The following is a 12597-nucleotide window of genomic DNA, read 5'->3' as shown; positions in this document are numbered from 1 at the left end:
TTCTCCAACCTTTTTCCTCTTGGTGACGAAACCCTAGTAACTACACATCAGCCTGCTTATTGATGCAAGGTAGCTCATTTTTTTCGTTGTTGAGTTGCAATAATTGCAAAATAATTGGCGATGAAACTTGCTCGAATTGGTGTGATCTTGTTTTTGTTTTGTTAAAACTCAGAGTTATTGACAAAATACTAGGACTTTTTGACAAGTTTTCTTCTCACGCTCAAAATACACTGCCAGCCATTGCAGGAAACCTGACTCAATCTGTCAGGTATGAGATGAAGGAAACCACATGTTTACAGCAACCGATGTGTTGAACGCAGAGTTTATCGAGCAGCCGCTGGATAAACTATGGTCGCTGATCTCGCCACTGTATATGGTGGACGAATCCCAATGGCTGACCCAATTATTGCCTCTCGCGACCCCAAGTGACGCTGAAAAAGCGGCGATGGCGGAGAAAACCACACGCTTAATTGAAGCGATCCGCAGCGATAAAAAAGCGGTGCAGATGATTGATGCACTGCTTTTGGAATACAGCTTGGATACCCAAGAAGGTATTTTGCTGATGTGTTTGGCTGAAGCGTTAATGCGCATCCCCGATGCGGAAACGGCAGACGCGTTTATTAAAGACCGCTTGGGTGTTGCGGATTGGAAATCCCACCTGAAAAATTCAGATTCTGTGTTCGTGAACGCTTCAACTTGGGGCTTGATGCTGACAGGTAAAGTGATTGGCCTGGCAGATGGAGATACCGCAAGCCCAGTGCAAGCGGTGAATCGTTTAGTCAATAAGTTGACTGAACCTGTGATCCGCAAAGCCATGCATCAAGCCATGAAAATCATGGGCCATCAATTTGTGCTTGGTCGCACCATTGAAGAAGCGCAGAAAAATGGTCGCCCAATGCGCGACAAAGGTTATACCTATTCGTTTGATATGTTGGGTGAAGCGGCGCTGACTTCTGCCGATGCGCACAAGTATTTCAAAGATTACTTGATGGCGATTGAAGCGGTAGGCCGCGATAAATATGGTCTGGAGACCAGTCCTGCGCCGTCGGTCTCGATCAAGCTTTCTGCTTTGCATCCTCGCTACCAAGTGGCGAATGCCGATCGCGTGATGACCGAGCTGTACAGCACACTTATTCAACTGCTTGAGCGCGCGAAAGAGCTGGATGTGGCGATCACGATTGATGCTGAAGAGGCGGATCGTTTAGAGCTGTCACTGCATCTGTTTGAAAAGCTCTACCGCAGCGACACGCTGCGTGGTTGGGGCAAGTTTGGTTTGGTGGTTCAAGCCTACTCCAAACGTGCGTTACCGGTATTGGTATGGCTGACCGCATTGGCGAAACAGCAGGGCGATTTAATCCCTGTACGTTTAGTCAAAGGTGCGTATTGGGATAGCGAAATCAAGATGTCGCAGCAACGCGGCTTTACTGGCTATCCGGTTTATACGCGCAAAGAAGCGACCGATGTTTCTTACCTAGCTTGTGCTCGTTTCCTACTGAGCGAATCGGTACGCAGCAATTTATTCCCACAATTTGCAAGCCATAACGCGCAAACCGTTACAGCGATTGCGGTGATGGCGCAGCACAAAGATTTTGAATTCCAGCGCCTGCATGGCATGGGGGATGCGCTTTATCACCATGCGAAAGCCGCTTATCAGCAGTCAGTACGGATTTATGCACCCGTGGGTAGCCATAAAGATCTGCTGCCTTATCTGGTACGTCGATTACTGGAAAATGGTGCAAACAGTTCGTTCGTACATCGCTTGGTGGACTCGCGCTGCCCAGTGGGTGCGTTGACTCAGCATCCAGTCGATATGCTGCTTGCGTTTGAAACCTTAAATAACCGTAAGATCCCACTGCCAACGGAGATTTTTACCGAGCGCAAAAACTCATTGGGGATCAATATCGATATTGAGAGTGAAGCGAAGCCGTTTGAAGCTAAGATCCACGCTTGGTTAGATAAGAAGTGGCAAGCAGCGCCGATCATTGGCGGACACTCTTATTACGAAAGCATGATCAAGGTGGATCACAGTGCAGAGCTCGTCACTGCGCCTTATGATCGCCGTATTCAAGTCGGTCAGGTGTTTTACGCTAACCTTGATCATGTTTCCGCTGCGATCGACTCTGCTCAACAAGCTTTTGCAACTTGGAATGCGCTCGATGCCAGTGAGCGTGCGAGTAAATTGGATGCGCTGGCAGATCTGCTTGAACTGCATATGCCTGAGTTGGTGGCCTTGTGTCACCAAGAAGCGGGCAAAACCATTCACGACAGCATTGATGAAGTGCGTGAAGCGGTCGATTTCTGTCGTTATTACGCCAAACAAGTCGATGTGCTGGGCGAGTTCAGTGTTGAAAGCTTTGATGGTTCAACTCGTCGTGTCTGCCGTCAAGGTCGTGGTGTGTTTGTGTGTATTAGCCCGTGGAACTTCCCGCTGGCGATTTTCCTTGGTCAAATCAGTGCCGCCTTGGTGGCCGGAAATACCGTGATTGCTAAACCTGCTGAGCAAACCAGTTTGATCGCGTATCGCGCGGTTGAGCTGATGCAAGAAGCGGGTTTCCCAGCCGGAGCTATCCAGCTTCTACCGGGGCGCGGTGCCGATATCGGCAGCGCACTCACTTCTCATCCGGCCATCGCGGGTGTGGCGTTTACTGGCTCGACCGCCACGGCGCAGCGCATTAACCAAACGTTAGCGCAACGTGAAGCCGCTCCGGTACCATTTATTGCAGAAACTGGCGGTCAAAACGCCATGATTGTCGACAGTACCGCGCTGCCTGAGCAAGTGGTGCGTGATGTGCTGCGTTCCGCTTTTGCCTCTGCTGGCCAACGCTGTTCGGCACTGCGTGTGCTGTTTGTACAGCAGGATATTGCCGATCGCGTGATCACTTTGATTCAGGGCGCGATGCAAGAGCTGAAAGTCGGTGTGCCACATCTGCATCAAACCGATGTCGGGCCAGTGATTGATGAGAAAGCCAAACAGAAACTGTTGGCGCACATTGAACACATGAGCCAAACCCAGAAGAAAATCGCTCAGCTTACTTTGAGTGAAGCTTGCCAGCATGGCGACTTTGTTGCGCCAACCGCCTTTGAAATTGATGACATTGCCGTGCTGAGTGAAGAGCAGTTTGGCCCGATCTTGCACATAGTGCGGTTTAAAGCGCGCGAATTGGCGCAGATCGTCGACAAAATCAACCAAACTGGTTTTGGTTTAACCATGGGCATTCATAGCCGTAACGAAACCTCGTATCGCTGGATTGAAAAACATGCTCGAGTGGGCAACTGCTACATCAACCGCGATCAAGTCGGGGCTGTGGTGGGGGTACAACCGTTTGGCGGACAAGGGCTGTCTGGTACCGGACCGAAAGCGGGCGGGCCTCACTATCTTTACCGCTTTACTCAAGTGCAATACCAATAACCCACAGCAAGGAGACGTATCATGGTGCATCAAGTAACCCGTTTTTCAGACGCCTTTTCTGCTTGGGAAAATTGGAATCTGACCGACTTTGACTCGAAATGTGAGTGTTTACTCGCGTTGAAATCTTTATTGGAAAACAGCATGCCCGGTGTGGCAAAAGTGATTTCCTACCATCTTCAAAAGGCATCAACTTTGTTGGCGCATACGCACCAACTGATTGGGCCTACCGGAGAAACCAATGAGCTTTATACCGCAGGGCGTGGTGTTGCCCTGATCATCCAAGAGGATAACGGTGTTCAAGCGAAACAAGCCGCAGTAGCTCAACTGACCGCTGCCCTCGTGGCCGGTAATAGTGTTGTTTTTTGTAGTGACGATGCTGAATTGAGTTCTGCGTTAGTGACTGCTTACCAGCAGTCATCCCTTCCGGCGAATCTGTTGCAGTTTGCTTCTTTTGACGCGTATCACCAACTGATCGAATCAGACGTGAGATGCGTTGGATATGTCGGAAACCTGTCGGTTGAGGCTACGCTCAACCGCCAACTCGCGAAACGTACAGGCGCGATTGTTAGCCTAGTTTCAGAAACGGATTTGCTCACCTTGCCGGTGGCGCATGATCCACATTTATCACTGCGCTTTATTACTGAGCGCACACGCACAATAAATATAACAGCAGTGGGTGGAAACGCGACGCTCTTGGAGCTGGGTGTGGATACTCATTAGTCCTTTCAGCGTTTCCCCCCTTTGGATAAAAGGGGGGATGAAGGGCGATCTTGAAAAAGAGGACAAAACACAATGGAAAATAGCTTCGCTATTACAACCACCTTTATCGTCTACCTCATTTTGATGTTGGCGATTGGGGTTTACGCTTATCAGCGAACGAAAAACTCTGCCGACTACTTTCTGGGTGGCCGTTCATTAGGGCCATGGCCTGCGGCACTTTCCGCTGGTGCATCCGACATGAGTGGCTGGTTACTGCTCGGTCTGCCGGGTTATGCGTATGCCGCCGGCATTGAATCATTCTGGTTGGCTGGCGGCTTGCTCGTTGGTACTTGGGCTAACTGGTTAGTGAATGCTAAGCGTCTGCGTACCTACAGTATCACCACGGATTCTCTGACTTTACCTGAGTTTTTGTCACGCCGTTTTAACGACAACTCAAAACTGATCCAAACCATTTCTGCATTTTTCATTCTGCTGTTCTTCCTTTTCTATACTAGTTCAGGTTTGGTTGCCGGCGGTAAACTGTTTGAAACCGTATTCGGCTTGGATTACTCCACTGCGGTGATTGTGGGTACGGTTTGTGTGGTGTCGTACACCTTGTTTGGTGGCTTCTTAGCGGTATCCTGGACTGACTTGGTGCAAGGTCTGCTGATGGCTGCGGCGCTGATGATTGTGCCGATTGCTGCGATGGAAGGGGGCTTTACTCAGCTTGATCACGATTTGGCGGCGATTAACCCAGAGTTACTGACTTTGTGGAATGATGCAAAAGGTGAACCTCTGTCCGCGATTGCGCTTATCTCGCTGGTGGCTTGGGGCTTGGGCTATTTTGGTCAGCCGCACATTCTGGCGCGTTTCAAAGCATCACGTTCCAATAAAGATCTGACTACGGCGCGCCGTATCGCTGTGGTATGGACTGGCCTTTCAATGATGGGGGCGATCCTAGTGGGTTTAACCGGTCTGATTTTCGTTACCCAATCCGGTACGATTGGTCTGGATGATGGCGAAAAAATCTTCATGTTGTTGGTGAACTCGCTGTTCCATCCTGTCATCGCAGGCATGCTGCTGGCTGCAATTCTGGCAGCAATTATGAGTACTGCCGATTCGCAACTGCTAGTGTCTTCATCTGCGCTCGCGGAAGATTTCTACAAGCAAGTATTTAAAACCGATGCCAGCTCAGAAGAGATTGTGCGCGTTGGTCGTGCCGCGGTTGTGATCATTTCTCTGATTGCGTTGTTCTTAGCCATGACGCCGGATAGCTCAGTACTTGGTTTGGTGTCCTACGCTTGGGCTGGCTTTGGTGCGGCGTTTGGTCCTGCGCTGGTGTTGAGCCTCTATTGGTCACGTATGAACCGTAATGGTGCTTTAACGGGCATCATTGTGGGTGGTGTGACTATCGTGGTTTGGAAGCAGCTTTCAGGCGGTTGGTTTGATGTGTATGAAATCGTACCGGGAATCATTTTGTCGACACTGTCGATTGTTGTGGTCAGCCTGCTCACTGGTGAACCAGATGAGAAAGTAAAAGCACAGCACCTAACGTTCAAAAAACACCTGATTGAACTTGAGTAAGACAGTTTCACTCTATGTAACAAGCCTCGCTTTGCGAGGCTTTCTTTTTGCCCTACCTCTCTGTTATTGAGTAATTTTTTAATACAGGTCACGAAATTTGCACAACAAATTATGTCTGAGGAACCTATCGCTGCAAAATGCGTCAACTGTCAATAGTGACCAATCGGATAGGAGATCTCCGTCATGCCTAAAGCGTATTGTCGTAGTTGTGGTAAACACACCGCACACAAAATGGTGATGAAACGTGTGCAGTCACAACCTGAAGGCTGGCAAGGTTTCCAACAATTTCTCACCATGCTGATGCAAGGCCAACACTATTATCAGATGGAGCAACGCTATTTCTGCCGAGTCTGTAACCAGCAGAATGAACGCATCAACAAAACTATTTTAGAGGGTATACATGCATCATAGTTAGGTAATCTATCCCTCTTTTACTAAACCGTTTCTGTTTTCTTGATGAAAAACTCCTACAGAGTTTCTAGCTTCAAGAAGTTGTATAAACTAATTATCCCGCCAAACGATATTTTCATTCTTGTCAGGCTTTCTCTGTACCGTATATCGAATAACTCACTGATTTTGCAACATAACCGTGGATTGATCACATTTCTATGATCCCCCAAGATCATGCTTTCCATAGTGGGAGCTTTCGCAAAGTAATTACTGGTGATTTTGATGCTTTGCTCACAAATTTATGCGGTTAGATGTTGGGTGGGTATTATTTATGAGATTAAGTCTAAAGAGAAAAATGGTTTTCTCTGTGGTCATGGTAATTGCAGTGACTGCTGCAGCTTTGGTGGTTGCAGGTTATCAAACGTTTAAAAAAGACAGCTGGCGTGCTATTGAAAGTGAAAGTCGTAACACTTTGCAAGCTCATGCAAAAGGAGTTGGTGATTGGTTTTTTACTAAACAGCTTGCTCTTAAAGGTGTAAGAGAGGAGATTGAGCGCAACCCACAACTCGATGTTGTGCCTCATCTAAGACAAACTCTACAGTCGGGAGCATTTGCTTTAAGCTTCTATGGTAATGAGCTAGGGGAAATGTTTCGCCAAGATCCTTCACTAAATAGGGCTGGCTATGATCCTCGGACACGAGGGTGGTATAAAGAAGCTAAGGCTGCGGGTAAGCCTATTACCACAGCACCTTATGTAAGTGCCACAATGAAAACCTTAGTGGTTACCTTAGCAGAGCCTGTGCGCCAAAACGGTCAGTTTATTGGTGTTACGGCCTCTGACTTACTGTTGGATAAGCTCATTCAAGATGTACTCGCCATTCAAGTACCAGGGGAAGGGTATGCGATGTTGGTGAATCAACAAGGTCAAATAGTTGCGCATCCAAAGCAAGATTTGATTTTAAAACCTACGGAAGAGATTTCCTCACAGCTCACTATTTCTCAGCTCAATGCTACTGCTCAAAAACATGCACCACTCCACTTAAGCCTTGATGGGGGAGCAAAAGTTTTAATGGCAGAAGAGGTGGCCAATACCGACTGGCTATTGGTCATGGTGATGGACAAAGCGGTACTTGAACAGCCACTAAACGATATGTTGATGGTGCAAATTGGTATCGGTCTGGGCATCCTATTGGTGATGGCTCTATTGACCTCTTGGTTTGTGGCTCGTCAGCTTAATGAGTTGGGTAACATTGCCAATGCACTGGCGGATATTGCCGAAGGGGATGGCGATTTGACTCGTCGGTTGGAGGTCCGCAGCCAAGATGAAGTGGGTCTACTGGCCGATAAGTTCAATAAGTTTGTCGATCGTATCCATCACATGGTGAAAAATGTCGGCGAAGTTTCGGCTGCGCTTAATCAAGGGGCGGATCATGCTGCCGCATCGGCAACCCAAGCGAGCAAGCGGATCCGTACTCAGCAAGATGAAATCACCATGGTCGCGACTGCTGTGACCGAAATGGCATCGGCGACCGCAGAAATTGCCGGAAACGCCGAAAATACCGCGAAGAATGCGACTCAATCGGTGCAGTTGGGCGAAGACGGCTTTGTTCAAATGCAGCAAAGTAAGCAGTCGATTGACCAATTGGCGAAAGAGTTAACTGGCGCGGTGAGCATCATCAGTGAGCTAGAAGTGCATGCCAATGAAATTTCCACCATCTTGTCGACCATTCGTGGCATTGCGGAACAGACCAATTTGCTGGCACTGAATGCGGCGATTGAAGCGGCGCGTGCCGGTGAACAAGGGCGTGGATTTGCGGTGGTGGCGGATGAAGTCCGTGTGCTGTCGCAGCGTACCCATGCTTCAACGGAGGAAATCCAAGCCAAGATTGCTGGCTTGCAGAAAGTGACCACTACAGCGGTTTCGGTGATGACCGAAAGCCATAAGCTGGTGGAAACGAGCGTAACGGATGTCAACCAAACGGGTGAAAGCTTGCAAGCGATCAGTGAAGCGATTCAGCAGATCAGTGATATGGCCACGCAAATCGCCTCTGCGGCGGAAGAGCAATCACTGGTGACTGCGGATATCAATATGAACACGGAATCGGTGCGCGAAGTGTGTGATCAGCTAGCCGAAGAAGCGCAACATTCGGTGCAGCAAGCCAAATCGTTACACTCGATGGCGCAAGAGCTGAATAAAGAGATCTCCCGCTTTAAGTTATAAAAGCGAACGAAAAGAGTGAGAGGGCATCGTCAGATGCCCTTTTTTTCGCGTGATGTTTATCACAGCTTATCGCATGACATTTCGGCACGCTTGCAGATGCCAGTATTTTATTGGCGATGAATCATTACAGGATGCAATGTTATGAATCTGGATCGGGTGGATGTGCAAATTCTGCGGATTCTGCACAACAAAGGTCGTTTGCCAGTGGTCGAATTGGCAAAACTTGTCAACTTAACCACTTCGCCTTGCTCTGAGCGAGTAAAACGGCTGGAAAAAGAAGGGTACATCAAAGGCTATCACGCTGAATTGAATCCTGAGAAGTTAGGGCTTGATGTGCAGGTCTTCATCCATATTCGGCTCGACCAGAGCAGTTTCTCGATTTTCGATCGCTTTGCGAAAGCGGTTGCCGATATGCCAGAAATTGAAGCCTGTTATTCACTCTCTGGTGATTTTGACACCATGATTAAAGTTCGGGTGAAGGACATGAAAGCTTACCAAGCCTTTATGTCTGGGAAGCTGGGCACTTTGCCGGGTGTGATTCAAACGCGCAGTGAGTTTGTGATAGAAGAACACAAAACCAGCTTTGGGATAAATCCTGATCTGATTACGCATTTTTAACGGGAGGTTTTATGACTCAACTCTCAGTGGTTTCCTCTAAACCCGATCTTGTCAGCGATGAGATTAAAGCGATGCAGGCCGAGTTTGCTCGCCTGCAAACGCAATACAACAATGAACCTTATCCCAATTTAACGCGCCGTGAGCAGCGTTTGGTGCAGTTAAAACGCGCTTTGCTGGAAGAGCAAGAAGCCTTGATTGCGGCGATGAATGAGGACTATGGTTTTCGCAGCCGCTTTGATACTTCATTGTGCGATTTACTGCCCTCCGTCAACCACCTCAACTATACCCTCAAGCACCTGAAAGGTTGGATGAAACCGAAAAGCCGTCATGCGGGGTTGATGATTCTGCCCTCGCGCGTTGAAGTGCAGTACCAACCCGTGGGTGTGGTAGGCATTATTGTGCCGTGGAATTTTCCTATTCTGCTTAGCTTAGCGCCACTGATCACCGCCATCGCGGCGGGCAACCAAGTGATGATCAAATTCAGTGAATACACACCGAAAACCAACCAAGTGCTTGAGCGAATCATACGTTCTTTGGGGGATGCGGCGGTGTGTGTGGAAGGGGAAGCCAAAATGGCTTCGGCATTCAGTGCACTACCTTTCAATCACCTTCTTTTTACTGGCTCTACCGCCGTAGGGAAGTTGGTGGCACAAGCGGCGGCGAAAAACCTGACCCCAGTGACCTTGGAGCTTGGCGGTAAATCTCCGGTGATCATCGCTGACGATGCGGATCTCGCGCGCAGTGTAGATAGCATTATGCTTGGCAAAACCACCAATGCAGGGCAAATCTGTGTTGCACCGGATTACGTCATGCTGCCGCAAGAGAAAATTGCGACGTTTGTAGAGCTTTATTTGCAGCGTTTTGCGCGCCGCTTTATCCGTAATGGCCGCTTGGATGTCACGCAAATTATTAACCAAGCACAGTTTGAGCGTTTGCAGCATTATCTGGATGATGCGCAGCAAAAAGGTGCCAAAGTTAATACCGTTGTGGGTAAAACGGTTGAGTTAGAAGCAAGACAGATGCTGCCTCAATTACTGACTGAGGTGAGTGGCGACATGCTGGCGATGCAGCAAGAGATCTTTGGCCCGATCCTGCCGGTGATCGGCTATCGCACCATTGAGGAAGCGATTGAGCGAGTCAATCAAGGCCAGCGGCCATTGGCACTGTACGTGATGACCAAAGATAAGCATCTGGCGAATCACATCTTACAGCGCACTCACAGCGGTGGTGCGTGTGTGAACGATACCTTGATGCATGTTGCTGCGGATGATGCGCCATTTGGTGGCATCGGTGAATCAGGACAGGGGCATTATCACGGAATCGAAGGGTTTAAGACCTTCTCACACAGCAAAACGGTGCTTCATTCGGCCGCTTGGTTGCCACGTAATGGCTGGCTGCTGACTTATCGTAAATCCGTGCTGCGTCTGCTAACACGGTTTTTCTTACGTTAATTCACGATGATTAATATTTACCTCAAGCCGAGTTTCAATTCAGCTTGAGGTTTTTAACTTCCTGATTATTAAACCCAAGAGGTATACCCAACCTACAGCTTCAAGTAGGAAGGGTATAGGTTAAAAGTAGAATTCAGCTTTAATAGAGAGATAACTTTCACTGCTCAGGTAAGCAATCGGCTCATTATTGGCCATGGCAGATAAATAGTAACTCTCAGCCACCCAGCGCCAGTGATGGTTAATCCGACCGGAGGCAGTGAGTTTATAAATCTGCGAAGCATCATCTAAATCAAACAGACCGGAGAGCAACAGTTCGGTATCACTCACATCGTTGGCTTGCCAACGTAGCCCTAAAAATAGGTCGTTGTCATAAATGGTTGCCGGGGCAGAAGTATCTCGGTTATCCCAAGTGTATTCCGCAATCAGTCCCAATTGCCCTTGAGAAAAACTAAAACCATACAGGGAATATTCAAAGCCAGCGACGAGCGTTCCGTAGGTACTGCCTTCTCCCGATTTCAGTGTTCCTTCCCCTTTGACTAAAAGATCATCCTTTGTCCATTGCAGCTCAGTGCCGAACTGAAAAATTTTGGCGTAACTTTGTTGCCATTCACTCGCTGTTTCAATCAGCAAGGGCTCACGACTATTGCCATAGAAAGCGCTCAAGGCAATATCCAATTCATCCTGCCAGAAACTAACACGGCTCGCCAAATCGAGTGGTTGTTCGCCGTCAGGATAAAGTGCATCGCTGCTTACGGGTTTAGCTAAAACTCGCCTTTGATTGGGTTCACGCCACGTTCTGGTTTGATGAAAGGGCAGTAAAAGAAACTGTGTTTCTCCCCACTCTGGCAACCAGCGCATTTGCAGCATAGGTTGCCCCATTTTTTCCTCGTAACCCAATGCGATGCGTCCATCATACTGATTCACAATATTGACGGGTTGGTAGACTTCCGTAACGCCCCAATACACCAATCCATAGCCAATAAGCCACTCGGTGGTTTCCGCCGCATAGGTCAGGTTTGCTTCCCGCAAATTGATGAACCCTTGTTCGGATGGTGCTTCGTATTCCATATAAGGGGTGACGTTGACGGCCCATCCTTGTTCATTCCACCAAGACATTCTGGGTGCGAGGATCATGGTTGCTGCAAAATGATCACAACACACCGAGCTGGGAGAGGATTCTTTATAAAAGTCGGCAGCAAGGCCGATATACCCTTCAACTTTCTCCTCGGCTCCGGAGAATGACGCCCAAAAAGAGAACGGCAATAGGGCGTAAATCAGTTTGTTCGCCATCAGTTATGCCTGTATGCATTGCGAAGTTGATTCGGTTCAAAATATGAAGCGGGAACGTCAACACCCAACTGCATGTTTTGCCAAATCAGTGTTGAGCTGCGCTGGTTTTGAAGATTGTCCATTTGCGCGAATTTGGGTCGCCAGTAACGCTGGTTAAACTGCTGATACTCCGTTAAAGAAAGCTGCTTAAATAAGCTGCCTTTACGGTCGTAATACTCAATCTTTCTGGGTTGGTAGATGGATTGGTCGATCCAGGCGACCAGTTTGGAATAGCCAGAGTTTTCATATTGTGGGTAGCACGCCAATAGCCAGAATTGCTGGCCGTTTTCCGTCTTTTCCCCAATGAGCTCGTAACGATATTTATCCAGCTCCCAAGAACTCATGTCTTCGTAAGCGAATTCACTGCCCATAAATGGACCTGAACGGTTATTGGATGAAATGCGTTTAACCCGTTTGACCGAAGGCAGGTAGAGCCATTGATCATCCGCCTCAATCGCGTGGCTGAACGTGAGTAACGCGGTTCCCGCAATGTCCAAAGGTGCTTGAAAATAGGTCACGATTTTGTCGCCATCGTTCTCTTGTTCAATTCCTTTGATCATCAATTGGCGCGTCACGGTATCACCATTCAATGCACTGATTTTCATTTGAACATCCGCAGTATAAGAGAGATAGCCACTATCTCGATTGACCATTTCCGTTGCGATATCTAACCCTGACAGAGTTTGTTGTGCCATCACACTACTGGAAAGTGTTAGCAACATGGCTGACCACATTCTCATCTTCATTTCCTTATCAAAATCCCAATCTCGCCAGCAAAGTACCGGAGTTCGGAGAAAGTGGAACCTGTCCAAGTGGACAGTCGTTCGATGCGCAAACAACAGGTAAAAAGGCAAGGTGAGAATGGCCATCCAACAATGGATGGCTGAAATGGAGAG

9 protein-coding genes are annotated in these 12597 nt (G+C 48.3%); 7 read left to right on the top strand and 2 right to left on the bottom strand.

Annotated elements, in window-relative coordinates; translation table 11 throughout:
• Window positions 1–289 precede the first annotated feature (289 nt).
• From putA to VOA_RS09220, 7 genes are all read left to right on the top strand, one after another.
• Window positions 290–3409: a bifunctional proline dehydrogenase/L-glutamate gamma-semialdehyde dehydrogenase PutA gene (putA, locus tag VOA_RS09190; protein WP_000493433.1), complete on the top strand. Its 3120-nt coding sequence runs from the start codon at window positions 290–292 to the stop codon at window positions 3407–3409.
• 21 nt (window positions 3410–3430) lie between these two features.
• A complete protein-coding gene (locus tag VOA_RS09195; RefSeq protein WP_000233683.1) occupies window positions 3431–4129 on the top strand; it encodes a 1-pyrroline-5-carboxylate dehydrogenase in 699 nt (232 codons plus the stop codon).
• Between the two features lie 72 nt (window positions 4130–4201).
• Window positions 4202–5692 carry a sodium/proline symporter PutP gene (putP, locus tag VOA_RS09200; RefSeq protein WP_000431685.1) on the top strand — a complete coding sequence of 497 codons (1491 nt, stop codon included), beginning with the start codon at window positions 4202–4204 and terminating at the stop codon, window positions 5690–5692.
• Between the two features lie 183 nt (window positions 5693–5875).
• Window positions 5876–6103 carry a hypothetical protein gene (locus VOA_RS09205; RefSeq protein ID WP_001123611.1) on the top strand — a complete coding sequence of 76 codons (228 nt, stop codon included), beginning with the start codon at window positions 5876–5878 and terminating at the stop codon, window positions 6101–6103.
• Window positions 6104–6413: 310 nt separating this feature from the next.
• A complete protein-coding gene (locus tag VOA_RS09210) occupies window positions 6414–8303 on the top strand; it encodes a methyl-accepting chemotaxis protein (protein ID WP_032468232.1) in 1890 nt (629 codons plus the stop codon).
• A gap of 141 nt (window positions 8304–8444) precedes the next feature.
• A complete protein-coding gene (locus tag VOA_RS09215; protein WP_001047034.1) occupies window positions 8445–8921 on the top strand; it encodes an Lrp/AsnC family transcriptional regulator in 477 nt (158 codons plus the stop codon).
• An 11-nt stretch (window positions 8922–8932) separates the two neighbouring features.
• Window positions 8933–10372 (top strand): coniferyl aldehyde dehydrogenase, encoded by a 1440-nt coding sequence (locus tag VOA_RS09220; protein ID WP_000192829.1) that lies wholly within the window; start codon window positions 8933–8935, stop codon window positions 10370–10372.
• A gap of 120 nt (window positions 10373–10492) precedes the next feature.
• Here the strand turns inward: VOA_RS09220 and VOA_RS09225 are convergent, their stop codons facing one another.
• Both VOA_RS09225 and VOA_RS09230 read right to left on the bottom strand, forming a co-directional pair.
• Window positions 10493–11662 carry a hypothetical protein gene (locus VOA_RS09225; RefSeq protein WP_001284554.1) on the bottom strand — a complete coding sequence of 390 codons (1170 nt, stop codon included), beginning with the start codon at window positions 11660–11662 and terminating at the stop codon, window positions 10493–10495.
• A complete protein-coding gene (locus VOA_RS09230) occupies window positions 11662–12435 on the bottom strand; it encodes an outer membrane lipoprotein-sorting protein (RefSeq protein ID WP_000269389.1) in 774 nt (257 codons plus the stop codon). The genes VOA_RS09225 and VOA_RS09230 overlap by 1 nt, the downstream gene beginning before the upstream one ends.
• Window positions 12436–12597 lie beyond the last annotated feature (162 nt).

Source organism: Vibrio sp. RC586 (genome assembly GCF_000176715.1).
In the GTDB taxonomy this organism is placed as follows: Bacteria; Pseudomonadota; Gammaproteobacteria; order Enterobacterales; family Vibrionaceae; genus Vibrio.
Note: the sequence above shows the minus strand (reverse complement) of the source record. Positions and strands in the feature narration are given on the sequence as shown.